We start from the raw sequence: 25,135 nt of genomic DNA on the forward strand, positions 1-25,135 counted from the left end.
TAAATCACTCGAAAACCGCTTGTATCATGCCTTTACCTTGATAAATCACAAGATCTCACTCATATTTTTACTAAGCACAAGCCCGTCAACGTCAACCAAGGTTAGGTTATACAAATGAAACACCTGTTATTTTGGGTTTTGGGTTATTTAGCGACAGTTTTATTGTATTTATTTCATTCGCCAACTGCGCTCGGTGTGATTTCGTTAGGTGGTGTGAGTTTGTGGTTGATAGGGGCGCTTATCAATCAACGGTTAGTCGTACGTGTTGCTGTGTGTACATGTATCGCAATGATTAATGGGGCTGCTTTAGCCTATCTTTCCGCGCTCAATTTACTCAGCACATCCTTGATAGTGATCAACATGATAGCAGTAATCGTGATCTGCGAGTTACTGGAACGTTACCATCATATTGATTCACATCAGCATTCCATTTTGCGGATAGTCACGAGTATTCTTACCTATGTATTTATCCCAGCGATGCTTTTTGGTGCTATTGGCGTTTCTTTGGTTTTGTATCAAACCACAATAGCGACACAAACCGTGTTATTTAGCGCTGTGGTAGGTACTTCATTGGCACTGTTTGTTGGAACGCCCTTTGTTTTAGCCTTTATGGGCAGAGGTGACGCATATCTACAATCGGTGTATCAGTTTCGTCATGTGATGTTTTGTGTCGTTGTGATCAGTTCAATGGTGGCCACTGCGGCCATTTCATGGCATTTGTTTAGCGCCGCAACGGTGGCGCTGTTTGTATTGTCAGTGGTTTTTTATGATTTCAAGGCGTTGAATTTATGTAGCTTTGCTGTTGGGGGGCTGGTAAGTGCAGCCCTTAACTTTCATTATATCAATGCGGACAGTGGGCTATTAGACTCGGGCTTTTATGCATTCACTTCTATTGCGGTGGGTTATGTAACTGCGTTGTTTGTATGGCGCTACAAGAAGCTTGTCGCCCACTCAAGTGCTCAGTTATCGCAATTGCATGAGAGCTTTAAACACACATTTGAGCTTAGCCCTGAAATGCTCCTGACAATAGATTCGTCTGGTACAGTTCAAGAGGTTAGTCAAGGGTTTGCAGACGCGATTGGGGAGCCTAAAGAGCTTCTTTGTGGAAGGCCATTTACTGATTTTATGACCGCACAAGGTCAGCAAGCATTTACCAAGCATGCTTTAGATGTCGAGAGTAAATTTGTGCTGTCCAATTTACAATTACTCTCAAGTGAAGGGGAAATCTTAACCGTTAATTTAAAAGCTGAATTGTTTGGTACACCAAGTGGAATATGTACGTTATGTTTCTTGCAAGATATTTCAGAGCAAATAGAACTAGCAGAAGTTTTAGAACAGGAAAAGGAGCTGTTAGAAGTAACACTAAGTTCGATTGGCGATGGAGTGATATGCACTGATGTAAATAGCAAAGTGACTTACATGAACCCAGTTGCTGAAGCGGTACTGGCAAAATTGACTCGGGAAGTAAAAGGTTTGCCGTTTGATGAAGTGATGCCACTGTACAACGAAGATACCAAGCAGCCTATCAGAGGGTTGACTGATTACTGCATTAAGAACAATAAGCTAATGGAGCTACCTGAGTTAACTTGCGTAAAGAATCACTTAAAATTAGAGTTCGCCATCCAAGATTCAATCTCTCCTATTTACCTTAAAAACGGAGAAATAGTGGGTGCTGTAATGGTATTTCAGGATGTGACGGAATCGCGCATTATGTCACGAAAATTGAGTCATTTGGCCCACCATGACGTGCTGACTGGCTTACCGAATCGATTATTGTTGCAAGACCGCTTGTCGCAATTTTGCAGGCGAGCACTAAGAGAAGAACATAATTTTGCGGTCGTTTTTATTGACTTGGATAAGTTTAAAAAAATCAATGACTCCTTGGGACATGCAGTGGGAGATTCGCTGCTAAAAAAAGTGGCAAAGCGATTAACTAATTGTATCCGTAGCTGTGACACAGTATCTCGTATGGGGGGAGATGAGTTTGTTTTGTTGCTTGATGCGGTTCGCAGCAGAGCGCAGGTGGGTAAAGTTGTTGAAAAGATCCTTGAATCTGTTTCGGGATGTTATGAGCTAGATACAGTGCAGGTTGAGCTGGCTGTCAGTGCTGGTGTTGCCATCTATCCGGAAGATGGTGACTCAGCAGACGCTTTGATGAAACATGCCGATACTGCGATGTACCGCGCTAAGAAAGTCGCCAGAAGTAATTATCAGTTTTACAGCGTCGAGCTTGATAAGGATGCTGAATTTAAAATAGAGCAAGAGTCAGCGATTGCTAAAGGCATAAAAAACAGTGAATTCATTCCCTATTATCAGCCAGTTGTTAATGCGCAGAGTTTTTTACTAGAAAAGCTCGAAATGTTAGCAAGGTGGGATCATGATGGGGAGTTAGCTGGACCCCATCAATTTATTGCCACAGCAGAAGAAGCAAACCTTATTGGCAAGGTTTGTGAGCAGTTACTTCAAAAGGCGTTCAGAGATTTTTCTTCATGGCTGGAAAAAATGCCTTCACTGACCTTAAGTGTCAATATTTCTGTATTGCAATTAATTGAACCCGAATTTATTGATATCTTTTTATGCTCACTCAAGCGCTTTAATGTCCCCCCTATAAACGTAGAAATAGAGATCACTGAGTCTTCATTAGTTTCTAACCTAGACACTATGAAACAAACATTATTGGACCTTAAAAGCCATGGTATCCGTGTGGCAATCGACGACTTTGGAACGGGTTATTCTAGCTTGAGTTATTTAAAACACCTGAGTTTTGATACCATCAAGGTCGACCAAAAGTTTGTTTCTGACCTAACTGGTAACATTGATGGCGGAGAGCTGGCAATTGTAATTGTACACATGGCACAAAGCTTACAGGTTAACTGTGTTGCTGAAGGCGTCGAAACTGCTGAACAGGCACGCATACTAGCTGATGCTGGGTGTCATCAGTTGCAGGGTTATTACTTCTCAAAGCCTAAAAGTGCACGTGCTATTGATTCTATTATTGAGGCTGGGGTTTCTATCGTTCAGTCTCGTACTCTCCTGTAGTACATGACTACCTCACACTCAGGCACCCATTCATGAAACAAACTTTTTTACAAAATTAAATACGCTTAAGGTTTACTTAATTTTGGCGATCTACAGTCAGTTCATCACCGTTAGAGGAACTGCTTATGAGCGCGATACCCCTTCACAATCAAACGATTTCTGCCAGTGCTTTGCTATGGGCAAAAGTGGGACAAATTGGCCGAGACGAGCTTGAGCAAACAGTGAAGTCGGGGTTTGCTAGTGCTTACCAAGCGAACCTACATGATTTTTATCCTTTGCTAAGTCGCTTATCAACATCACAAGGGGATTGTGTGCTCGGGCTCCGTCTTGCAGCAAACGCAGATTTATTTGTTGAACAGTACTTACAACAGCCAATTGAAAGGTTTTTACCGCAATGCCAGACACGCGCTCAGATAGCTGAACTCGGCAACTTATATTCCACTCATCGCAGCGCTACGCTCGGTCATTTCATTGTTGTCACACGTGCTTTTTTAGATACCGACATACAGTATTTGGCTTTTACTGGAACACTACAGGTACGCAATTTAATGGCATGGTGTGAGGTGCCCATTTGTGAACTCAGTGTGGCGCAGAGCGAATGCGTAGCCAGTGCTTTGGATTATGGCAGTTACTATGCAGCGGACCCAAAAGTATGTGTGGTTGATTTGCGCAGCGCACAACAAGTGGTAGCAAACAATAAGCTATTTTCCAAGTTGGCTGATCTCTATGCACGAGAAGCTGAACAATTGAAAAAAGGGCTGTGTGTATGAATATGTTAGTTGAGCAGTTACAAAAATCGCCAGAGCAGGTTGTGCTGTTAGACAGCGAAAAAAGTATCACTAGCGCAGAGTTAACTACGCGAGCGACTGAAATATCGGATCTCATTGGTACACAGCAGTTAAGCTGCGTAGCATTTCGATTAGATAATAGCATCGCATGGGTGGTACTAGATTTAGCCTTAACTATGACAGACAGCGCAGCGCTCCCGCTACCGACTTTTTTTACGCACGCTCAGTGTGAATTTGCGATGCATAAGGCAGGTGCTCAATGGCTGATTAGTGATCAAGCAGAGTCGAATTTGGCGATGTTAACAACATTAAATATCTTTGGCCAAACCCTTTGGGTATACGATCTGCAAGGCTTGCGAACCACGGAATTATTTCCTGACACCCAGAAAATTACATTTACATCGGGCTCTACAGGAGAACCTAAAGGGTGTTGCTTGTCTTTGAGTAGCCAATTTACGGTTGCCAGTAGCTTATGTGAACGTGTCGCTTTACCGGCACCTAAACATCTATGTGTATTACCACTTGGAGTATTGCTAGAAAACATAGCGGGTATCTATGCGCCATTGCTCAGCGGTGGACAAGTCAAGGTTCTATCTGCTGAGGAACTTGGATTCATAGGAAGCCAAGTTTTTGATCATCAATTGCTTCTAAATGCGATTACGCAGTACGAGCCAAATAGTTTGGTCCTAGTGCCAGAAATATTAAAGATTTTGATTTTGGCTGCAGAGCAAGGTTGGCTTCCACCAAAATCACTGCAGTTTGTAGCGGTAGGAGGGGCATTAGTGTCTAGTCAAATGCTTAACCGTGCCAGCGCTTTGGGCATACCTGTGCACCAAGGATATGGGCTGTCAGAAGCGTGCTCGGTGGTGAGTCTAAACACAGATGTGGAGCAAGACGGTAGTGTTGGTAAGCCCCTAGCGCATATTCAATTTAAAGCGATTGATAATGAATTATATATTCGTGGGCCACTGTTTTTGGGTTATCTCAACGAGCAACCTCATGACGAAACACATTGGTATGCCACAGGCGACCTTGTAACCATTGAGCAGCGCGATTTAGGCTCGTCACTGAGCATTATCGGGAGAAAAAAGCATGTGCTCATCAATAGTTTTGGTCGCAATGTCAGCCCTGAATGGCCTGAGTCTTTACTACAAAACACGTCTTGGCCAATACAAGTGGTGGTGTGTGGCGAAGCAAGAGCATTCTTGAGTGCCTTGGTGTGGATGCCTCAGACAATTTCAGATGAACAATTTGAGCAGCATTTGATCAAGGTCAACCAATCCCTACCCGATTATGCGCGGGTTTTGCGTTGGCACCGTCTTAGCAAGCCGCTGAGCATTGAACAGGGGTTACTTAGCAACAATATACGGCCCAAAAGAGCAGCGATTGCCGACTTTTATGCGGATGTGATCAACGGTCTATACCTTCAATAATAGGACAAAGAAATGAGTGACTTTTTCGAACAACTACAAGTACACACGCAAGCTGAACGTGAGTATTTATTAGCGGCGCCTATCATAACAGATGTGCTCGCGCAAAAAGTAACGTTGGGCCAGTATGGTTCGTTTTTACAACAAGCATATCATCATGTTAAACACACCGTACCATTACTGATGGCATGTGGTAGCAAACTGGATGAATCAAAAGAATGGCTGCGAGAAGCTATTGGTCACTACATTGAAGAGGAAATGGGGCATCAGGAATGGATCTTAAACGATCTAGAAGCGTGTGGTTTTGACAAAGAAGCCATCCGCTATTCAATGCCAAGTTTCGCAACCGAAATGATGGTCAGTTATGCCTATGACAGTATCCACCGCGTCAACCCTTTGTGCTTTTTTGGCATGGTTAATGTGCTCGAAGGTACGTCGATAGCATTGGCAGATAAAGCCGCTAAGAACATTAGTGAGCAGCTAAACCTGCCTGAACGCGCATTCAGCTATTTAACCTCTCACGGTGCACTCGATATTGAACACATTGATTTTTTCAAAGGGTTAATGAATAGGATTGAATGCAAAGAAGAACAAGCACTTATCGTTCACAGCGCGAAATGCTTCTATCGTCTCTATGGGGATGTCTTCCGAAGCATAACGGCTATGCCACAGCTAGATAGTAATAGAGAGAGCGACTCATGACACAAAGTAAACTTGCAGTTGTCACAGGCGCTTCGGGTGGCATAGGTGCAGCCATCGCACGACAGCTTAGTAACGCTGGTTGGCGCTGCTTGCTATTAGGGCGAAATGAAGAAAAGTTATCTTTATTGCGGCATCAACTGGGGCCTCAACATGAGTATCTGGCAATTGATCTGGCACAGCCTCAAAGCCATAGAAAAGTGGTTTTACATGCGCTCACAATGGGTGGAGTAGCCCTGCTGGTTAATTGTGCGGGAGGGAATAAGGTACGCGCATTTTCAGATATGTCGCCCGAGGATATTCAGCAACAGTTAGTGCTTAACCTCCACGTTCCGATGTTGTTAACCCAGAGCTTTTTGGTGCAACTTAGTCAATCTTCAGGGACAGTCATCAACGTCGGATCGGCATTTGGTTACATCGGGTTTCCATATCAAAGCATTTATTGTGCTAGTAAATTTGGTTTACGCGGTTTTAGTGAAGCCTTATCAAGAGAGCTCGATGGTCGGGTAAACGTGAAGTATTTTGCCCCACGAGCTACAGATACGAGCCTTAACGATGATGATATGCGCTCGTTGAACAAAGAGTTGGGTAACAACGTAGATTCTCCTGAACGTGTCGCAAAAGAGTTTATGCAACTACTCAATAGCCGTAAGCGCCGCTGGGTCGTAGGCTTTCCTGAGAAAGCATTTGTCAGAATCAATGGTTTGCTACCAGAGCTTGTTGATAGCGCCATAATTAAGCAACTAAAGACCATCACGCGTTGTATTCGTGGTCAATTCAATACTAAGGAGTCATCCTCATGAAAGCTATCTATATAGTGTTAGCAATAATTTTGTTAGTGAGTGCCAGCGGGTTTGCTAAAACAGATTTTAATCACCAGTTAGCAATGGTGCAAAAATCTTGGGCAAGCGTGAACTATGAATTGCAAGATGATGCACAGGAAAAGGCATTTGAAGCTTTGCTGAAAGACTGCCAAGCATTGGTTGCGGAGTATCCAAAGAAAGCACAGAGCCATATTTGGTACGGTATTGTGCAATCAAGCTATGCTGGAGTTAAAGGTGGTTTAGGTGCCCTTGGGTTAGCAAAAGCTGCAAAGTCAGAACTAGAAGCGGCTATTGCGATAGATGAATCTGCACTGGGCGGCTCAGCGCTAACGAGTCTAGGCACTTTATACAGCAAAGTTCCTGGCTGGCCAATTGGGTTTGGTAGTGATAAAGAAGCGGAAAAGTTATTTCATAGAGCTTTAAAAATAAACCCATCTGGGCTAGATATTAATTACTTCTATGCAGAATTTCTCTATCATGAGAAAAACTACAAAAAAGCGCTAAAACACCTACAGTTAGCGAAGCAAGCGTCAGCTCGTGAAGGCCGAGAAAAGGCTGACTTTTATCGCCAACAGGAAGTAGACATGTTAATAGCCAAAGTTGAGAAAAAGTTAACACATAAACGATGAGATTATTACTGGTTGAAGATGATGCCTTGTTGGCTCAGGGCCTGGTTCATTCCTTACAAAAAGAAGGATATACGGTTGAGCATGCAGGCACCGCCAATGAGGCTAATAAGATGCTCAACAATGGGGAAATTGAACTTGTAGTGCTCGACTTAGGACTGCCTGACGGTGATGGCTTGGATTTGTTAAAGGTCATACAAAAACAAAAAAATCAGTTAGCAGTGCTTATTTTAACTGCCAGAGATAGCGTAGAAGATAAAATCAGGGGGCTCGATTTAGGAGCTGATGATTACTTAGCCAAACCGTTCGAGGCTAAAGAACTATTTGCCCGTCTGCGAGTTATCAGTAGGCGTTTGGGTAGTCAAAGCAGTAGTATTTTGCAATGTCAGAATGTGCAATTGGACTTGGCCGCTCATCAAGTGTGTGTTGATGCACTTCCTATATCGTTACCGAGAAAAGAGTTTATGTTGTTGAAAGCGCTGATGGAAAATGCAGGGAGAGTACTGTCAAAAAATCAGTTGGAAAGTAAGCTATATCAGTGGGGAGAAGAGCTCGGTTCCAATGCTATTGAAGTTCACATCCATAACTTGCGCAAAAAGTTACCAAAAGATTTTATCAAGACGCTGCGTGGCATCGGTTATGTCGTTGCAAAATAGCTCACAAATACAAACGATCGCGACATCGCAAAGAAGGGGGCGTCTATCTATTAGCCGCAGATTGACCATGATTTTGCTCTCTATGGTGATTTTGACTGCGTTTATGGCGTTGCTAAATGGTTATCACAGGAGCATGGAAGAAGCGCAGCGACAATTAGATTTGCAGTTAATGAGTATGGCACAGGTGTTGATTGAGACTCCCGCGGAACATTGGCCTGAGCAACAAAGTTTATACGGGCAGTTGTGGCGCCAAGACCACTTGGTCTATACGGCAAAGCTGCTTGCAAAAATGCCTGTATCACTTATGGACGAAGTTGGTTTTGCGACTGAGAATATTGCTGGCACCCGCTTGAGAATTTTTGTATTACATAAGCAAGATAAGCGCTTACTATTGGCAGAACCTATTCAAAAACGTTATTTGCTTTCAGAAAGTTTGATCCTCTCAGCGATGACGCCATTGGTGATGGCAATGCCGTTACTAGCTGTGTTTATTGCTTGGTACATCTACCGTGCGCTTCGGCCCTTAACGACTTTATCTCACGAACTAAAAGAACGAAATGCACGCGACTTTAGTAAGTTGGTTATTACCAGTGAAGATGCTGAAGTAGCCCCCGTGATAGAGCGATTAAACAGCTTGTTTGGCAAGGTTGAGAAAGCTTATATGCGTGAACGTTTTTTTGCAGCGGACGCAGCTCACGAACTTAAAACCCCGATTAGCAGTTTAAAAATCAATCTTCACAACTTAGCGCAAGAGGTACATCATCCAAGCCTGCAGGCGATGCAAAAAGGAGTTGAACAGCTCAACCATATTGTGGAGCAAATGCTGACACTGGCGCGCACTGAGCCTGATAGGTGGCATGTTAATTTTCATCCGGTTGACCTTGAACAACTGAGTCAGGAAGTTGTGGCGCAACTTTATCAACGCATCGACGAAAAACAGTTACAAATAAGCTTGGATGCTAAGCCACAGGTTATACTCGGCTGTGAATTTACACTTAAAACCTTGTTTGTGAATCTGCTTGGAAACGCAGTGAAGTACACTCCTGTGGGTGGAAAAATAAAACTTACCATTGACGCCCAAGGGTCTGGAATTAGTTGGATTGTAGAAGACTCTGGACCCGGCATGGATAGTAAACAAATGGCGCGCATTTTTGACCGCTTTTATCGTGTAGGAGGCGACAAACATCCATCAGGAGAAAAAGGTGCCGGACTGGGGATGGCGATAGTTCAGCAAATTGCTGAAATTTACGGGGCCCAAATTAAGCTAGAGCGTGCCCAATTAGGAGGATTGAAAGTACGAGTAACCTTTTTGAAGGAGCATCTATGCAAGTGACGCGCACCTTAGTATCTCTTAGCGTAACACTCTACTTATTTTTTACATGCAAAGTACAGGCGATTGACTCGGTAAATATTGTGCTAAGAAATCATTTATTTTTGCCCGCCGAAGTAGAAGTTCCTGCGGGTAAAAAAGTGCGGTTGATTATAGACAATCAAGATGACACAGCGGAAGAGTTTGATAGTTTCGACCTAAACCGAGAAAAAGTGCTATTTCCTCATCGTAAAAGTACTATCTATATAGGCCCGTTGAGCGTGGGTGAGTATCGGTTCTTTGGTGAGTTCTCACCGAATACCGCACAGGGTAAAGTGATCGTTAAGGAGTCTTCAAATGCTCCTTAACACGGTTATCATTAGTTTAAATCAATTCTTGCCAATGGCACTGTTGTGGGTGCTGTTATTGCAATGTGACATAGGGCCTTCGTTATCTCGGATCTCTGTTTGGAGAGCTGTATTATACAGCTCAGTGGCAGTTACCTTATTTTTAGCTGCGGCGGGCTCAATCAGTCAATGGTTCGACTACCGAGGTTTAGAGGTCGGTAAAATCGTGCTGCTTGTTGGCATTTATGTCTCTGTACTTGGTGTTATTACTAGTTATAAATCAGGTGCTTATAAGCTGGTGGCGATTACTTTAGCGAGCATGCTGTACCTGAGTCATTTCGTGATGTATCTGGGCAGTTACTGGGGGCAAGATGCCAAGCAAGGTTTATTGATTGGTTCAATTCTTGGGCTGGGAATTTGTTTGAGTTTTTGCATCTTACTGTATTTTATTTTGGCTTGGCTACGGACACATCATTTACAGTTTTTAGTACTGACCTTATTGGCTTGTCATAGTGCTAGTAAAATTGCAAACGCCGTTGATTTATCGGCACAAATAGATCTGTTACCCAGTAGTAAAATTGCTTTTGATATACGAGCTTGGCTAGACGAGCACGGTATTGTTGGACGCATTTTAAAGTCGTTATTCGGGTACGAAGCCTCCCCCAGCCAGGCTAATCTAGTCGCATTTTTATCGGCGTTACTCTTAATGGGAGTAGTGATATGTTGGCGTGTTCAGGTGAACACACAAGAGGTCGTGAAGGAGTTGGAGCATGACTAAATCGCTTTTCATCAGAATGTTGTTGTGCGGTGCACTTGGTTTGATGTCAGTGAGTGCGCGAGCCGATGGCATGGTGGTTGATAAAGTTTACCACCCATATGTCTTGCCATTTGAAAGAGAAGTGGAGTGGCGTTTGTTATCTCGTCAAACTGATGATCGCAATGAGTTGGCGCAGCGGGCTGGACTTGGTTGGGCTATCGCTGAGACTGTGACCGTTGAAGGGTATATGATAGGCGAGCGTGACCAAGATGATAACTTTGATTTAGCCGCTTATGAGCTAGAGGCGCGCTGGCAGGTGGTTGAACAAGGGCGCTATTGGGCCGATTGGGGGATGCTATTCGAACTTGAAAAACGCCATAAAGTATCAGCTTATGAAGCAACCCTAGGAGTGTTGTTTGAAAAAGAATTTGGCAAAGTCAGCCTAACTATGAATGCTTTCGCTGTAAGAGAATGGGGACGGGCGATTAAGAATGAGTGGGAAAGTGAGTTTAGGGCACAGTTACGTTATCGCTTCGACCCCGCGTTTCAACCCGCTATTGAAGTGTATACAGGGGAAGACTTTGTCGGAATAGGGCCTGCGGTTATCGGGTTATATCGGTTTGCAGGACAACGCCAACTAAAATGGGAAATCGGCTTTGCTAGCGAAGTAGCGCATAGTGGAAAAGATCACAGTTTTAGATTAGCTCTGGAATTTGAATTCTAGCAATTATAGTAGGGCCATTGACTTTTTTGATTGAGTAGCGCCATGTTTACGAAGAACCATTGGGCATAAATTTGGTGGTTTTTATCTATTATCTTCATTAACTTGCCAGAATAAATTGCAAAGCGTGTTTTTTAGATTAGCCTTTAATGTGGGTGGGCAAGCAGACATGGCGTCGCGTGCTTTTACCCGCATATTCTTAGTCATGGAGAAGCAAATGAATAAACTGGTGTTGATTATTTTAGCAATTATCTTTCCACCGATTGCAGTGGCATTAAACAATGGGGTAGGGAAAGACTTAGTTATAAACGTACTATTAAGTATTTTGTTTTTTGTCCCGGGGATTATACATGCGCTATGGCTAATTTTACGTTAGTCACAGTGATTTAATCAGCTCAAATTATCTGGCCTTGGTGCTTGGTTATGTGGCAAGATCGTGGTAGTTTTTTGCCAAAATAATTTTAAGAGAAATAGTCATGCCTAAGGCCAGTGAAATTAAAAAACATGCTGCGATTGAGTACAACAACCGCGTAATGATCGTAAGAGACATTGAGCGCTCGGTGCCACAAGGTCGAGCTGGTGGTAGCTTATATCGTATGCGCATGTACGATGTTGTTAACGGCGGCAAAGTTGATGAAACATTCAAAGCAGATGAAATGTTAACACTTGCAGATTTAGTTCGTCGTCCAGTGATGTTCTCATACATTGACGGTGATGAATATGTGTTTATGGATGAAGAAGACTACACACCATATAACTTAAACAAGAGCACCATTGAAGAACAAGTACTGTTCATCAATGAAGATACCAAAGGGTTACTGGCAGTGATTGTAGAGGGACGCCCGGTTTCTGTAGATTTGCCTTCAAGTGTTGAGCTTGTTATTGAAGACACGTCACCATCAATCAAAGGGGCTTCAGCCAGTGCGCGCACTAAACCTGCAACATTAACAACGGGTTTAGTTGTTCAAGTACCTGAGCATATTTCAGCAGGTGACAAGATCCGAGTCAATACTGATGAGAAAAAGTTTATGGGTCGCGCAGATTAATCTACGACTCCATTGGCGAGCACAGTTATTGGGTGCTCGCACCATAAAACCTTTAAGCATGTCAATGTATGTGTACCTCCAATTTGGATCGCTGTATGTCAAAGCGCATTCAATATGCCCAATCTGTTTACTAACGAGATCAAATCACAAATGGAAAATAATATAAAATGTCTCACCCAAGCGTGTGATGCAGTTGGTTTTGAATATGAATTTATAGACTTGGACCAAAACTTTGTGCGCGTAAAAATGGATCAAGGCTGGCAATATTTTGAACTGAATAAAACACCGTTTAACAGTGAAGTGGCGTTTTGTGTTTGTAAGGACAAGAGTCATACATATCAGTTACTTAAGAATATTGTTCGGGTACCTAAAACATTAGATTTTCTAGATTTTAACGTGGCGACTAAGTACAGCGAATATAAGCACTGTAACAGTGTTGCTGCAGCGCTGGTGCGTATTGATGAAGAGCTTGAATATCCCATCGTGGTTAAGCGCAACAAAGGTGCACTAGGAGACAACGTGTTTTTGTGTCAGGACGCACTGGAGACAGAAGCGGCCTTGAAAGCCATTTTTAACCATCAATCAAAAAGTTATGACTACCTAGCATTAGCACAACAGTTTGTTGCGACGAAAGCTGAGTACCGGCTGTTATGTGCTTATGGCGAACCTGTATTTGCATACCGAAGAGGTAATGCAGCATCTGCTTTTAATGCAAAATATTGGGAAAGCGGCGAACAAGCTATTCATGTAACTGACGAGGCGTTGTTCAAGCAGCTAGCTGATTTTGTTGCGCCTATTCACAACGAGTTCCCGATGGGGTGGGTTGGCTACGATATCATTGTTGATGATAAAAACGAGATGTATATTATCGAACTCAATGCCTCTCCTCAGTTTAATAACTTTATAGAAACCAATAGTATAGAGCCCGTTATCGAGCTTTATAAAAAAGCGTTACAGGCGTTGAATAAAGCCTGAACAGTTTATCGGCTACCACCTGAGCAGTTTTAGATTACTGTTTAGCCTGCATTATGATTTGACGTTGAGTGTGTTCAGCGTGGGTGGATTAATCAACCTGAACTAGGGATAAGCTACATCACTACGCTTTTTATATATTCCTGCGTTGAATTCGCAAGTAATACCACGATTACTTACACGAGCTCGCCGTGAACTATGCAAAAAGTAGCAGCGCTGTAGGTTAATTCTGGTTAATCAGCGTATTGCTGAGCAATAGAATAGAAAACCTTTTCTATTGCTAAAAACTCATCGAGTATTTCGGGGTCAAAGTGACTGCCTCGTCCTTCGCTGATAATGCTCAATGCTTGTGCATGTGGCATGGCATCTTTATAGACTCGTTTGCTTATCAGGGCATCATACACATCGGCAATTGCCATGAGTCTTGCGCTTAGAGGAATATCTTCGCCAGACAACCCTAAGGGGTAGCCGCTACCATCCCATTTTTCATGGTGAGAGCGTGCTATCTCTTTAGCTATTTCTAAAAACTTTATCTCACCAGAGAGCTCCTCTTCAGCTTTAGCAATGGCTTCATATCCCAGTTGAGCATGGGTTTTCATAACCTCAAATTCAACGTCTGTTAGGCGGCCTTGCTTAAGTAAAATGGCATCTGGAATACCCACTTTACCAATGTCGTGTAACGGAGCCGATTTGTAAAACAGCTCAATGACTTCTTTGGTAAGCACATGCTCGTATTTTGGTAAGGTTGCCAATCTGGTGGCCAGTTCTTTTACATACAGCTGTGTTCGTTTAATGTGATTCCCTGTTTCCTGATCGCGGGTTTCAGCTAAACAGGCCATTGCAGTAATGGTTGCATCTTGTGCATCTGACAGTTCTTTGGTTCTCTTTTGTACTTCGGATTCTAAATACGCGTTTTGGTTTTTTAACAGGTCTCTATGACGTTTAATTTGGATATGTGTTCGTATGCGAGATTGAACAATCGGTGGGCTAATTGGTTTGTTGATATAATCGCACGCACCAAGTGAAAACCCTAACTCTTCGTCCTGTATACTATTTTTGGCAGTTAAAAAGATAACGGGAATATCGGCTAGCTTTTCGGTGGCTTTTATTTTTTTTATCACTTCATAGCCATCCATTTCAGGCATGATGATGTCTAGTAGTACGATATCGACAGGTTTAGTGTTCAATATATTTAATGCGCTTTCGCCACTTTTGGCGGCGATCACTCGATATTCGTCTTTTAATATCTCTGACATCAATGCAAGGTTTAGGGATGTGTCATCAACAAGCAATACGGTGAACTTTTCAGCCATATATGCCGCCTCACACTAAATACAAACATAGAGTCAATATTAGGTCTATCTTTTTATTAGTGCCAATTGAGCGGAACGAAATAATGCTACAGCTTAGATTACTCTTTGTTGTTTTATTTGGATTTATGTTTGTGACCAGCATCGCCTTAATGTTTGTTTCACGATATATCGATACCACCCAAACATCAGAATCAGTCGCTCGTCAGCAATTAGCCACACTCAATCAGCTGACTGAGGAGCTTAAACAGGTTTCTGACCATCGTAGTTTATTTGCACGCGCTTATATTATTACAGCACAGCCGCGTTGGTTGAAACTGTTTGATTATGCAATTGCCGTGAGTGCGGGTAAAGCCCCCAATATTGACGCTCATAGTTTAAATTATTGGGATAACCTCGCGCTGGGCCATGTGGAGGTTCCAAAGTTGCAAAGCAGCGAGCTGGGCATATCTTTTCTAGAGCGCTTTCATTCACTTGATATTACCAGCTATGAACTAAATCAGGTACAGCAAGCCTTAGAGATGGATAATGCGTTGATTGAGATTGAACGTGGCGCAATTGAAAATATGCAAAAGCTGTTGAACAACGGTGGTACAGCATCAGAACATGCTCAGGTGATGTTAGCTGACAAGCGCAGCGTTTTGTTTGATGAGGCCTATTTGGCAACAAAAAGCGATGCCATGTCCACACTTAGCAAAGTTGAGCGGAGTATGTTGACTCGTTTTGAAGCGCAGGTTAAAGACAACCAGCGCTACTTCAATGCTGCAAAGCAAGTACAAAATGTCATCATAGGCGTGTTACTGGTCATCATCGCACTGTCGTTTTACTTCTTGTGGCGCTATTACATTTGGCCGATTTCAAGGATGCAAAAAGCATTGGTCGCGCAGGTGGATAGTGATAATTTCGAGTTCCGCCTTGAGAAAAATTACAAAGGTGAGTTGGGTGTATTTGCTCAAGCTATGAACCGCTTATTGGGGAACATCAATGAACAACTGAAATATAGTGACATTCTTAAAGATCTTAACTTAGCGTTACGCGGTAAAAATAGCGCGCAAGAACTTGGTGATGAGATAACTGTATTTATCTGTCAAAGGCTATCTATTCCTTTAGTGGGTTTATACGTAAGCCATGAGGGGGAATTGGTCAGGGTTTCGGGTATAGGATATGAGCAGGGGGCGCAAAGCACTTATCATGATTCTGACTCGGTTTACTTTCATGCCGTTAAAATGAACAGTAAGTACTCCATAAATCTAGGTGAGCAATATGCCATTGAACATCACGGTAAGCATATATTTCTCAAAGAGTTACATTACTTTCCTCTGAGTGTTTCCGAAAACTGTATTGGCCTGCTGGAGCTGGGGAGTTTTTATAACATAGGTGAAAGAGAGTTCTATTGGCTGAACTTCATCATCAGAGACTTATCAGTGGGCTTACACTTGGCGCGTAATCAGGAACTGCAAGGTAAGACTGAGCGTATGTTAGTGGAGCAATTGGAGCTCAACCGAAAAATCATTGATGCTATTCCCAACCCCATGTACTACCGTAACCGAGCAGGTATCTATATGGGGGTGAACTCACAATTTCATGAAATTGTTGGTACTTTTGAAGCGGATGTTATAGGTGCTAGACCCGACAATATTTTTAGTTTTGAAATTGCCAATCGTTTTAACGAGTCAGAACGTAAGTTACTAAGCGAACCCGGTAGTCACAATTATGAGATGCGCCTCAAGGATGTGCACGGCAACTTGCGGGAAATGGTGGTCTATGAGGCTACTTTTAGCGATGCGGATAATCGCGTTGCTGGTATTGTAGGTTTGCTACTTGATGTTACCCAAAGTAAGGAAATGGAGGCACAACTTCGCGAAGCAAAAGCCAAAGCAGACAGTACCAGTAAAGCCAAAGGTGAATTTTTGGCGAATATGAGCCATGAGATCCGCACACCAATGAATGCCATCATAGGTATGAGCCATTTAGTGCTCAACACCAAGCTATCAAAACAGCAAATGAACTACATAAAAAAAATCGATATGGCAGCGAATAACCTGCTTGGGATCATTAACGACGTATTAGACTTTTCTAAAATTGAATCGGGCAAAATGGCTATTGTGGACGAGAAATTTGACCTAGATGATGTCATGAATAATGTCTCGGTGGTTAACTCGGTGAAAGCGGAGGACAAAGGTATAGAGTTACTGTTAGACATCCCTTCCACCGTCCCTACCAATCTAATCGGCGACTCAATGCGTTTAGGGCAGATATTGATTAACCTCTGTGGCAATGCCATTAAGTTCACTGAGCAAGGTGAGGTGATCATTACTGCAAATGTGGTAGAGCAAACATTGGATACAGCGATACTGCGGTTTTCCGTTAAAGACTCTGGTATTGGGTTGACACAAGAGCAGCAAGATAAACTGTTCAAAGCCTTTTCTCAGGCCGACAGCTCTATCACGCGTAAATATGGTGGCACAGGGTTAGGTTTGAGTATATCAAAGCACTTGGTTGAGTTAATGGGTGGGCAGATAGGTGTCAGCAGCGAGGCAGGCGTTGGCTCAGAGTTTTATTTTACAGTTAAGGTTGGTTTGCAAGCTAGGCCGAGAAAGCAATGGTTGTGTCCTGAGTCTATTATCAGAAATACTGCAGTGTTAGTGGTGGATGACAATGATGCCGCCAGAGAGATTATCTCGAATCTAATAAAAGGATTAGGGTTTACAACCTACACAGTAGCCAGTGCTCAAGAAGCGCTCGACGAACTTGCAAGGCGGCCATATCAGTTGGTTTTTACTGACTGGAGTATGCCGGAAATAGACGGCTGCCAGTTAGCATCACGCATCTTCGATCTCAACTTACAACCCAAGCCAAAAGTCATTTTAGTGACAGCACATAGCCGTGAGTTAGATATTGATGAAGAACTGACGCGTAAATTGGATGGTATTATCAGTAAACCAATTAATGCATCGATTGTATTTGACTGCGTTGTCGATTGCTTTGATATAAAAGGGCGTGAAACGGTCGAATCTGAGCAGCACTCAGGTCGCAATGAATCATTTGCTGGGGCTAAAGTATTGTTGGTTGAAGACAATGTCACCAATCAAGAAGTAGCAACTGAAATGCTGCGGTCTCTCGATTTGCATGTGACGATTGCTAATCACGGCAAAGAAGCACTAGAAATCCTCGAACAGGCAGAGCAATTTGATTTGGTGTTTATGGACATGCAAATGCCGGTGATGGATGGTTTAACGGCAACCAAAAAAATTAAAGCACAACCCCAATTTTCAGATTTACCTATAGTGGCCATGACCGCGAATGCAATGCGTGAAGATATAGAGCGTTGTCTGTCTGCGGGTATGAGTGCGCATATTAGTAAGCCGATAAATTTCAATAAAATGGTGTCTACAATTGCTGCGCAACTCAATGCGAGCGAACAGGCTAAAAAAGCAGATGGAAAACCAGCTCCAAAAGCGCCAGATAAAGTCAGTGTTGAGGACAACTTTGAACTTGATGGCATCGATATTGATGAAGGGCTAGAGCGGATCGGTGGCAATGAGAAAGCCTATTGGAATATTCTCGGTAAATTTATTCATACGCAAATTGAGGAACTGATCAATCTAGAGCAAGCATTGATCATTGGAGACTCTGAGCATGCTTCACGCATCGCGCATTCACTCAAAGGCTCAGCGGCTAACCTATCGGCAAATTATCTATCGGAGCAAGGAGCCTCGTTTGAAGAGCAAATCAAAACATCTGGTAAAGTCGATGTTGGGCAATTGCATGAAGTGATAGAGTATCTGCGCGCCGTACATGAGGAACTGGAAAATCATCAGGATAAAGTACAGCAATCAGAGTCGACGAACAGCAGTAAAGCGACTATGCCAAAAGCACAGTTAGATAAGCTGTTTACTGAGCTCCTGGAGTTGGTAGAGAATAGCGATGTACAGGCAATTGAATTAGTCGATAAGCTATCAGAGCAAGACGTTGTTTCTAAAGAACAGCTAGAGTTGGTTCGTACTACTATCAATGACTTTGAATTTGAAAAGGCGAAAGACATCTTATTGGAGTTAAGGTCGGGTTAGTCTTACAGTTCCTGCCTAGACTTAAAATTTAAATGAGTAAGCTTGTGTGTTTTTTGAATGACAAGAATGAATAATGAAGAGCCGTCGTTGATAAAGATAACGTCATGCTTTTATACAAGCACTCTGATCTTGCCGTTTGTTAACCACCTGTTTACAATGGAAATTATTGGTGGAATTATTAAAGCATGCAATATAAGCCGTTTTGGTGTGTTATGAACCACCAAAGAGGGACAGAGTAAGCTGCTATATGTGCTAATTAAGCATTTGTGTCAGAACGGGGTAAGTTATGTCGGTATTTATTAGTTACAATCATAATGATGAAGATTTTGTAGAAAAATTAGGGCTTGCTTTAATGGAGCGCAATATACCTGTATGGCGTGATAAATGGCAGCTAGGTTTAGGCGATTCAATTAGCGCTTGTGTTAAAGATGCGTAAGAGAAAGCCTCTTTTGTTTGTATTGTCCTATCTGAAAATGCTTTGAAATCCGATTGGGTAAAAAGAGAGATCCACGCATCATTACAAAGAGAGATGGAACCTAACAAAATATCAATTCTTCCCTTGGTCATTGACGATTGTAAACTACCTTTGTTTCTCAGAAGTAAACTGTATGCAGATTTTAGACAGGATTTTAACTCTGGCTTAGACATGATCGTAGATGCTGTGAGGGATATGTACAATTTGTACTCAGGAGCTATAACGAACGAAGATAAGAAAACCTCATTCTCTTCTGATATATCAACGTGTAAAAACTCTGTAGAAATAAATATGGATGTTATCAGTGAGGATGATGATTCTGATTACTTTATCTTGTCTAAAATTAAATTTGTTGGAAATGAAGTTGCGTTAGGTAAGTATCTAAAATATAAAAAAGATGGTAAGTCTCAAGAGTTTGTTAAATTAGTAACTAAAGCTTTAGGCTCCACGCCCGAGATATCTAAAGCTCGCATGATCATAACTGGGAGAGAGGGTGGTTCATTGTCATTTGAAGTTGCGGATGATTCTAATCTTTCTTTTGCTATAAAAGTGGAATCAAAAAAAGTGGGGCCCGATAATGGTAAAGTTGTGCTATTTAACTTAGGTGAGATCTTTAATTTTCATCAAGAGCTAGCTTGAGGCCAGCATACATATCAAAGTTGTAAACGCGGACAAAAATCAGTTGGCTTTGCTTGTACTATATAAATTTTAGCTTGGTATAAGCGACGGGCTATCCGACGTTTTACAGTTTTGCACTATGGGTGCTATGTTTTACATTTTCACCTTTATTTGAACGACCACTTACAAGCGCCAATACGCCTGTCAGATTTTGTCTGAACTAATTCATAACCCCCCACTAATTCAGCCTATCCATTTTGAACCGCAAGGATAAACTCATAAGAGTCTTCGTTAACAGGGTTAATGATCATCTAAGTAACGCCAGTAACTGATTGCCAGCGGCGATGGTGTTGTCTTCACCTAAGAAGATATTTTCGGCATTTTTTAGCACAAAAACACTATCAATCCAGTCGGATACATCTTTGTTAAACATTGCGAGCATCTCTGTTGGCACATCGTCCGTGCTATCTAGTTGTGCCAGTTTATTAGCGACTTCGTCGATGATCAGGGCTCCATCGTTGAATTCAACACAAAAATATAAGCAATTGGCGACTTCTTTCATATAGTTAGCAATCGCTTGGTAGTTTCTTTGGTTGTTTAGCGCTTCAGTCAGACCGATTTCGGCGTCTAGATCTCGAATGGATTCGGTCAGAGAAATAATGTCGTCTTGAGCGATGGGGCTTTCTTGCCAAAACTGGTCTGCACTAATCGGTGTTTTGTCCATTTTATTTCCTAATGCCCCCATCTCCCCTGGAGAAAAGTCGAAAAATGCCTCTTCGAACAGCTCAATGTTGTCGTTTGAACGCAAGTTACCGTTATATATTTTTTCATTTTCTTTAATTTTTTCAACGACTTGTTTGTTTAGTTCTATTTTGCTTTCATTTTCCTTTGCTTGCACAGCATAAAAGCGTTTAAATAGTTCATTGGTATCTTTGATTTGTTCGGCGATACGCTTGAGGTTCGTCAGATCTTTTTGCATGGATATGTAGTGAGTGACTTCACCTTCTTCGTTCCTAATTTCTGAAATGTTCCACTCTACCGGATATGCAGAACCGTCTTTTCGGTAGTTGATCGAGGAGCCGTAGAAGTAACCGCTTTGTTTCAGCGCAGGTGTAATTTTCGCGATCACTTTGTGGTTACTGCCGGAGCCTTGTAGGATGCGAGGAGATTGGCCTACAAGCTCGGCTAACTCATAGCCAGTATGCTGACAAAATACCTTGTTGGCATAGACGATTGGATAGCCCTTAGTATGGTCGGCAGTCGTGATGACAATCGCATGATGAGAATGCATGAGTACTTGTTTTAGTAACTGGAGCACAGAGCAACTGTGCATAAGCTGACTAAAAAATGCTGTTTCTTCTATATTCGATGGTTTGTTACTCATGAATCACGACCCCTATTTGAATGGTGCAAGCTAACCTAAAGCTAGTGCAAATGTGTTTAAAGCCAGCAGCTAATAAGCATTACGGCTAGCAGGCTAACTTAGATTAGTTTTTATTTTGGTGTTTGCGTTAGAGCGTTTGATAGAGTGGTGTACTGTTGCATTAGCTTTCTATAGAGCTCAGAGGGTTAGGTCTCTTATTTGCCTGCAAAATTATTTTTGATTCGTTTTACCTATTAACGCATAGGACCAAATTATTGTGTTAACAGAGTGTCACAGAAATTTCATTTCATTGGTCGCAAAATTGATTGACTTGGCGTCTGATCTAGATAGACTGGGCTTAGACAAAAAATATGTCAGTGTTTATAAATCTCCATTACGTTGTTGTATAAGTCATACTTGTAGTACCGTCCTGAAGTTTTTAAGTACCGTCTAATTTTTGCTCTATGCGCCCAGATGGGCATAGTTAAATTTTTAAATCAGGATATCTAGATATGTCTAATACAGTAACTGGCACAGTTAAGTGGTTCAACGAGTCAAAAGGTTTTGGTTTCATTGCACAAGAGAATGGCCCTGACGTTTTTGCTCATTTCAGCGCAATCAAAGGCGACGGTTTCCGTACTCTTGCTGAAGGCCAACGTGTTGAGTTTACTCTTGCTACAGGTCAAAAAGGCCCTCAAGCAGAGAACATCACTGTTATCTAAGCATTCGTGCTGTAAAAAAAAGCAAGCTAAGGCTTGCTTTTTTTGTGTCTGAAATAAAGTCAAATGGCGGCTAATGATAACCAGACAGAACAAGCTTATATAATTCGGTTCTTTTTACGTCTTCAAATGCTAAACGTAGCTTGTTTATTACTTCATCTGAGGTATCAATATTGGCGGCTAAATACCCACTTACCGATAGGTTCGGCACACTGAATACAAAACGGAAATGATCTTTTGGCAAGTTAAGCGCGTCTGTCATAGGTTGGATATATCGAGGGTCATCTAACACTAAATCTACTTTATTTGTGACGAGAAGTTGGTATGAACGCTCGATATCTGCGGTGAGTACATAATCGAAACCAAACTGCTCAAGCTTTTCTGCAGCGATATCTCCACGTTGTACGGCAAGCCTATACTTCTTTGCATCTTCTAACGCTTCAATCTTAACGTCTTGGCGATAACTGTTGGTAACAAACCCCAGTTCAAACCTAGCCACGGGACCAATCCAATGAAAGTTTTGCTCTCTTAACGGTGTTTTGGCCATGCTGTATATCAAAGTGTTTTTGCGTTCACTGGCGACCTTAAAGGCTCTTGCCCATGGATAAAGGTGGTAATCCGCATCTAGGCTTGCTTTGCTCACTATTTGCTTTACCAACTCGGTACTGGTGCCGCCTACAACGCCATTATCATAAGTCTGGTTAGGTGGCGAAAGTTCGGTTACGACGGTTAAATGCGGTAAAGTCGCTGCTATGCAGTCACTGCTTAGACATAAGCCAGACCATAACAGGGACATAAGCAACAAACTGTAAAGGCGTTTATTTACAACCACGGCAGTACCCAAATTATATGTATACTATAAGTGTAGCAAATAAGTTTAGAAACAGCGCGAGTTAGTTCATGCAAAAACTTGATAAGTTACCACTCTTTAAAAGGTTTTTGCTCGCTTCACCTTCTCATAATTAGGCTACATAGGACTTTTAATCAATTCATGATGTGCGAATAGGTTCACCTCCTTTACCTGTAGCTCAGCTTTTCGGTGAAATAAAGTAGGAATCAGTTCGCTAAATAAATGAGTGAAGAGTCAGTAATTTTGCAACATTTTGTGGGTACGGTACATAAAATGCTTACAGAATATCGGAGGAAGACCTTGCTGGAATTTGACACTCGCCATAAACCGCGTGGACTTAAACGTATATATTTTGCATTTAAACATTCAATGCGTGGACTGAAATGGTTGGTCCGCAATGAGTCTGCGTTTCGCCAAGAAGTGGCGCTACTCGCCGTCACTTTAGTGGTTATTTTTAGTCTTGAAATCGGCTTGTACGAAAAGGTTGCTATGTTATGCGCTACGTTATTTGTGATGTTTGCCGAGATCATCAATACCGCCATTGAGGCAACTATCGACCGTGTTAGTTTTGAGATACATCCCTTATCAGGCTTGGCAAAAGACTTAGGCTCAGCGGGGGTTTTGGTATCAATAATCGTGTTTCTGTGTGTTTGGGGTAGTTGTATTTATAGCAACTTTTGGGTGACATAATGGCGGCTGTATAGCGTTATGTGGTTTCAGACTTATGCTCAATATTGTGATTATCATTCATCATATTTATATAGGTTATAAGTTAAATTGTCGACAATCTATTGGTTTCTAGGTTGACGTTAACGTAAAGTGGCACTATATTGTCTACAACTTTTTATCACTCAGTATATGTGGGCTAAGATGGAGTTTTTTCAAGAGCAAGCCGTAACATCCTCGGATAAAGCCTTCTTTCGTCTTCGCAAGGAGATTGTTGAGGGGGTGATCCCATCAGGGTCTAAGCTGAGTGAGACCGAATTGTCGACAAAATACCAAGTGAGCCGTGCTGTGGTGCGTGAGGCTATCAATCGTTTAGAAGCGTGTAATATTGTTGAACGTAGGGCTAATGTCGGTGCGCGTGTTGTATCACTTAGTCCCGAAGGTTTGGCTGAGCTTTATCAGGTAAGAGAAGCGCTTGAGGGGATGGCTGCGCGCTTAGCAGCCTTGCACATGAGTGCAGAAGAGGTAGCTGACCTGAACGCATTACTCAATAGCCAATCACATGAAGTGAAAAGCGCAGAGCTTTATTACCAAGAAGCGGGCGACTTGGACTTTCACTATCGAATCATTTTAGGCAGTAAAAACAGCCACCTGATCTCTATGTTAGTGAATGGTTTATACCATCTAGTGCGCATGTATCGCGTGCAATTAGGTATGGCAGGTCCAAGAGTCACCAGTGCTTTTGACGAACATAAGCATATCGTACAAGCCATCAGCAATCGTGATCCGGAATTAGCGGAAATGCTGATGCGTCGACATATCACATATTCAAAAAATAATATCGAAGCTAAGCTTCAAAACAGCTTATAAGAGAGAACATCATGACAGGATATAAAAGCGCAGGTAAGAAGTTTCGCGAGGCATTAGAGGCTAATCAACCATTGCAAATTGTAGGCACAATCAATGCCTACTCGGCTATTATGGCTAAGAAAATAGGCCATCAAGCTATTTATCTCTCTGGTGGTGGCGTGGCAAACGCTTCTTACGGTTTACCAGATTTAGGCATGACGTCACTTAATGACGTGATTGCAGATGTGCAGCGCATTACAGCTGCATGTGACTTACCTCTGATGGTAGATATTGATACCGGTTGGGGTGGGGCATTCAATATCGCTAAAACCATCCGTGATATGGAAAAAGCAGGCGCTGCAGCCGTACATATGGAAGATCAGGTTGCCCAGAAACGCTGTGGTCACCGCCCAAATAAAGAGATTGTCTCTACAGAAGAAATGGTAGACCGTATCAAAGCTGCGGTAGATGCTCGCACGGATCCTGACTTTTTCATTATGGCGCGCACAGACTCGTTCGCACAGGAAGGTTTAGAAGCCGCGATTGAACGCGCTAAAGCTTATGTGGCAGCAGGAGCTGACGGTATTTTCGCAGAGGCTGTGCAAACTGAGGAGCACTACCGAGCGTTCAGCGAAGCGTTAGATGTGCCTATTTTGGCTAACATCACCGAATTTGGCAAAACTGAGCTTTGGAACAAAGATCAGTTAGCACAGTGGGGCGTCGATATGGTGCTTTACCCACTGAGTGCGTTCCGTGCAATGAACAAAGCGGCGGAGTTGGTCTATCAAACAATTTTGTCAGACGGCGATCAAAAGGCGGTCATCGACACCATGCAAACACGTATGGATTTATATGATTACCTTGGCTATCACGAATACGAGCAAAAGCTTGATTCATTGTTTGCCGAAGGTAAAAACAAGTAATTAAAGAAATCATTATGATGGGCCTGATGTTAACTAAAATATTGGCCCATTAGAGAAAAATAATATTCAGCAGGTAAA

22 protein-coding genes and 1 pseudogene are annotated in these 25,135 nt (G+C 42.4%); 20 read left to right on the forward strand and 3 right to left on the reverse strand.

The annotated features are described in order from the left end of the window. Window positions 1-114 precede the first annotated feature (114 nt). The 14 genes from BET10_RS12960 (at window position 115) to BET10_RS13025 (ending at window position 13,217) form a co-directional block, all read left to right on the forward strand. The gene (locus BET10_RS12960) at window positions 115-3,039 is read left to right on the forward strand and encodes a bifunctional diguanylate cyclase/phosphodiesterase (RefSeq protein ID WP_070986006.1); all 2,925 of its coding nucleotides are present in this window, start codon (window positions 115-117) and stop codon (window positions 3,037-3,039) included. A gap of 125 nt (window positions 3,040-3,164) precedes the next feature. Next, a complete protein-coding gene (locus BET10_RS12965) occupies window positions 3,165-3,809 on the forward strand; it encodes a thermostable hemolysin (RefSeq protein WP_070986007.1) in 645 nt (214 codons plus the stop codon). After that, window positions 3,806-5,260, forward strand: a complete 1,455-nt coding sequence (locus BET10_RS12970) for an AMP-binding protein (RefSeq protein ID WP_070986008.1) — start codon at window positions 3,806-3,808, stop codon at window positions 5,258-5,260. Before BET10_RS12965 ends, BET10_RS12970 begins: the two co-directional genes overlap by 4 nt. A 12-nt stretch (window positions 5,261-5,272) precedes the next feature. Next, on the forward strand, window positions 5,273-5,959 hold the full coding sequence (locus BET10_RS12975) for an iron-containing redox enzyme family protein (protein ID WP_070986009.1): 687 nt from the start codon (window positions 5,273-5,275) through the stop codon (window positions 5,957-5,959). Continuing rightward, window positions 5,956-6,759, forward strand: coding sequence for an SDR family oxidoreductase (locus BET10_RS12980; RefSeq protein ID WP_070986010.1), 804 nt, complete (start codon window positions 5,956-5,958; stop codon window positions 6,757-6,759). The genes BET10_RS12975 and BET10_RS12980 overlap by 4 nt, the downstream gene beginning before the upstream one ends. Then, entirely contained in the window at window positions 6,756-7,409 is a 654-nt protein-coding gene (locus BET10_RS12985; protein WP_070986011.1) for a tetratricopeptide repeat protein, read from the forward strand. Before BET10_RS12980 ends, BET10_RS12985 begins: the two co-directional genes overlap by 4 nt. Further along, entirely contained in the window at window positions 7,406-8,062 is a 657-nt protein-coding gene (locus BET10_RS12990) for a response regulator (protein WP_070986012.1), read from the forward strand. Before BET10_RS12985 ends, BET10_RS12990 begins: the two co-directional genes overlap by 4 nt. Beyond that, window positions 8,046-9,395, forward strand: a complete 1,350-nt coding sequence (locus BET10_RS12995; RefSeq protein ID WP_083330539.1) for an ATP-binding protein — start codon at window positions 8,046-8,048, stop codon at window positions 9,393-9,395. Before BET10_RS12990 ends, BET10_RS12995 begins: the two co-directional genes overlap by 17 nt. Then, the gene (locus BET10_RS13000) at window positions 9,392-9,739 is read left to right on the forward strand and encodes a cupredoxin domain-containing protein (RefSeq protein ID WP_070986140.1); all 348 of its coding nucleotides are present in this window, start codon (window positions 9,392-9,394) and stop codon (window positions 9,737-9,739) included. Before BET10_RS12995 ends, BET10_RS13000 begins: the two co-directional genes overlap by 4 nt. Next, window positions 9,729-10,496: a hypothetical protein gene (locus BET10_RS13005; RefSeq protein WP_070986013.1), complete on the forward strand. Its 768-nt coding sequence runs from the start codon at window positions 9,729-9,731 to the stop codon at window positions 10,494-10,496. The genes BET10_RS13000 and BET10_RS13005 overlap by 11 nt, the downstream gene beginning before the upstream one ends. A 16-nt stretch (window positions 10,497-10,512) precedes the next feature. Next, entirely contained in the window at window positions 10,513-11,199 is a 687-nt protein-coding gene (locus BET10_RS13010) for a hypothetical protein (protein WP_096348952.1), read from the forward strand. Between the two features lie 214 nt (window positions 11,200-11,413). Beyond that, the gene (locus BET10_RS13015) at window positions 11,414-11,572 is read left to right on the forward strand and encodes a YqaE/Pmp3 family membrane protein (RefSeq protein WP_070986015.1); all 159 of its coding nucleotides are present in this window, start codon (window positions 11,414-11,416) and stop codon (window positions 11,570-11,572) included. A gap of 100 nt (window positions 11,573-11,672) precedes the next feature. Further along, window positions 11,673-12,242, forward strand: a complete 570-nt coding sequence (gene efpL, locus BET10_RS13020; RefSeq protein WP_070986016.1) for an elongation factor P-like protein EfpL — start codon at window positions 11,673-11,675, stop codon at window positions 12,240-12,242. Window positions 12,243-12,356: 114 nt separating this feature from the next. Further along, window positions 12,357-13,217, forward strand: a complete 861-nt coding sequence (locus tag BET10_RS13025; RefSeq protein ID WP_070986017.1) for an ATP-grasp domain-containing protein — start codon at window positions 12,357-12,359, stop codon at window positions 13,215-13,217. A gap of 230 nt (window positions 13,218-13,447) precedes the next feature. On the opposite strand, the gene BET10_RS13030 is transcribed toward BET10_RS13025, so the two are convergent. Further along, entirely contained in the window at window positions 13,448-14,527 is a 1,080-nt protein-coding gene (locus tag BET10_RS13030) for a response regulator (protein ID WP_070986018.1), read from the reverse strand. An 83-nt stretch (window positions 14,528-14,610) separates the two neighbouring features. On the opposite strand from BET10_RS13030, the gene BET10_RS13035 reads away from it, so the two are divergent. Both BET10_RS13035 and BET10_RS13040 read left to right on the forward strand, forming a co-directional pair. Continuing rightward, a complete protein-coding gene (locus tag BET10_RS13035) occupies window positions 14,611-18,594 on the forward strand; it encodes a hybrid sensor histidine kinase/response regulator (protein WP_070986019.1) in 3,984 nt (1,327 codons plus the stop codon). A 286-nt stretch (window positions 18,595-18,880) separates the two neighbouring features. Next, window positions 18,881-19,708: pseudogene (locus BET10_RS13040) on the forward strand (toll/interleukin-1 receptor domain-containing protein). A 286-nt stretch (window positions 19,709-19,994) separates the two neighbouring features. Here the strand turns inward: BET10_RS13040 and BET10_RS13045 are convergent. Next, on the reverse strand, window positions 19,995-21,071 hold the full coding sequence (locus BET10_RS13045; protein WP_070986021.1) for a PAS domain-containing protein: 1,077 nt from the start codon (window positions 21,069-21,071) through the stop codon (window positions 19,995-19,997). Window positions 21,072-21,562: 491 nt separating this feature from the next. On the opposite strand from BET10_RS13045, the gene BET10_RS13050 reads away from it, so the two are divergent. Further along, window positions 21,563-21,772 carry a cold-shock protein gene (locus BET10_RS13050; protein ID WP_070986022.1) on the forward strand — a complete coding sequence of 70 codons (210 nt, stop codon included), beginning with the start codon at window positions 21,563-21,565 and terminating at the stop codon, window positions 21,770-21,772. Between the two features lie 70 nt (window positions 21,773-21,842). On the opposite strand, the gene BET10_RS13055 is transcribed toward BET10_RS13050, so the two are convergent. Beyond that, window positions 21,843-22,601: a substrate-binding periplasmic protein gene (locus tag BET10_RS13055; RefSeq protein ID WP_240503699.1), complete on the reverse strand. Its 759-nt coding sequence runs from the start codon at window positions 22,599-22,601 to the stop codon at window positions 21,843-21,845. 291 nt (window positions 22,602-22,892) lie between these two features. Here BET10_RS13055 and BET10_RS13060 point away from each other — a divergent pair, with 291 nt between their 5' ends. The 3 genes from BET10_RS13060 (at window position 22,893) to prpB (ending at window position 25,057) form a co-directional block, all read left to right on the forward strand. Next, on the forward strand, window positions 22,893-23,309 hold the full coding sequence (locus tag BET10_RS13060) for a diacylglycerol kinase (RefSeq protein WP_170829157.1): 417 nt from the start codon (window positions 22,893-22,895) through the stop codon (window positions 23,307-23,309). Window positions 23,310-23,489: 180 nt separating this feature from the next. After that, window positions 23,490-24,155 carry a GntR family transcriptional regulator gene (locus tag BET10_RS13065; RefSeq protein WP_070986023.1) on the forward strand — a complete coding sequence of 222 codons (666 nt, stop codon included), beginning with the start codon at window positions 23,490-23,492 and terminating at the stop codon, window positions 24,153-24,155. A gap of 11 nt (window positions 24,156-24,166) precedes the next feature. Then, on the forward strand, window positions 24,167-25,057 hold the full coding sequence (gene prpB / locus BET10_RS13070; RefSeq protein ID WP_070986024.1) for a methylisocitrate lyase: 891 nt from the start codon (window positions 24,167-24,169) through the stop codon (window positions 25,055-25,057). Window positions 25,058-25,135 lie beyond the last annotated feature (78 nt).

Source organism: Pseudoalteromonas amylolytica (assembly GCF_001854605.1).
Classification (GTDB): Bacteria; Pseudomonadota; Gammaproteobacteria; order Enterobacterales; family Alteromonadaceae; genus Pseudoalteromonas; species Pseudoalteromonas amylolytica.

What these genes read in the sequence shown, in the direction of transcription:
- BET10_RS12960 (WP_070986006.1), top strand. Translation starts at nt 115, where the DNA reads ATGAAACACCTGTTATTTTGGGTTTTGGGTTATTTAGCGACAGTTTTA.
- BET10_RS12965 (WP_070986007.1), top strand. Translation starts at nt 3,165, where the DNA reads ATGAGCGCGATACCCCTTCACAATCAAACGATTTCTGCCAGTGCTTTG.
- BET10_RS12970 (WP_070986008.1), top strand. Translation starts at nt 3,806, where the DNA reads ATGAATATGTTAGTTGAGCAGTTACAAAAATCGCCAGAGCAGGTTGTG.
- BET10_RS12975 (WP_070986009.1), top strand. Translation starts at nt 5,273, where the DNA reads ATGAGTGACTTTTTCGAACAACTACAAGTACACACGCAAGCTGAACGT.
- BET10_RS12980 (WP_070986010.1), top strand. Translation starts at nt 5,956, where the DNA reads ATGACACAAAGTAAACTTGCAGTTGTCACAGGCGCTTCGGGTGGCATA.
- BET10_RS12985 (WP_070986011.1), top strand. Translation starts at nt 6,756, where the DNA reads ATGAAAGCTATCTATATAGTGTTAGCAATAATTTTGTTAGTGAGTGCC.
- BET10_RS12990 (WP_070986012.1), top strand. Translation starts at nt 7,406, where the DNA reads ATGAGATTATTACTGGTTGAAGATGATGCCTTGTTGGCTCAGGGCCTG.
- BET10_RS12995 (WP_083330539.1), top strand. Translation starts at nt 8,046, where the DNA reads ATGTCGTTGCAAAATAGCTCACAAATACAAACGATCGCGACATCGCAA.
- BET10_RS13005 (WP_070986013.1), top strand. Translation starts at nt 9,729, where the DNA reads ATGCTCCTTAACACGGTTATCATTAGTTTAAATCAATTCTTGCCAATG.
- BET10_RS13010 (WP_096348952.1), top strand. Translation starts at nt 10,513, where the DNA reads ATGTTGTTGTGCGGTGCACTTGGTTTGATGTCAGTGAGTGCGCGAGCC.
- BET10_RS13015 (WP_070986015.1), top strand. Translation starts at nt 11,414, where the DNA reads ATGAATAAACTGGTGTTGATTATTTTAGCAATTATCTTTCCACCGATT.
- efpL (WP_070986016.1), top strand. Translation starts at nt 11,673, where the DNA reads ATGCCTAAGGCCAGTGAAATTAAAAAACATGCTGCGATTGAGTACAAC.
- BET10_RS13025 (WP_070986017.1), top strand. Translation starts at nt 12,357, where the DNA reads ATGCCCAATCTGTTTACTAACGAGATCAAATCACAAATGGAAAATAAT.
- BET10_RS13030 (WP_070986018.1), bottom strand. Translation starts at nt 14,527, where the DNA reads ATGGCTGAAAAGTTCACCGTATTGCTTGTTGATGACACATCCCTAAAC.
- BET10_RS13035 (WP_070986019.1), top strand. Translation starts at nt 14,611, where the DNA reads ATGCTACAGCTTAGATTACTCTTTGTTGTTTTATTTGGATTTATGTTT.
- BET10_RS13045 (WP_070986021.1), bottom strand. Translation starts at nt 21,071, where the DNA reads ATGAGTAACAAACCATCGAATATAGAAGAAACAGCATTTTTTAGTCAG.
- BET10_RS13050 (WP_070986022.1), top strand. Translation starts at nt 21,563, where the DNA reads ATGTCTAATACAGTAACTGGCACAGTTAAGTGGTTCAACGAGTCAAAA.
- BET10_RS13060 (WP_170829157.1), top strand. Translation starts at nt 22,893, where the DNA reads ATGCTTACAGAATATCGGAGGAAGACCTTGCTGGAATTTGACACTCGC.
- BET10_RS13065 (WP_070986023.1), top strand. Translation starts at nt 23,490, where the DNA reads ATGGAGTTTTTTCAAGAGCAAGCCGTAACATCCTCGGATAAAGCCTTC.
- prpB (WP_070986024.1), top strand. Translation starts at nt 24,167, where the DNA reads ATGACAGGATATAAAAGCGCAGGTAAGAAGTTTCGCGAGGCATTAGAG.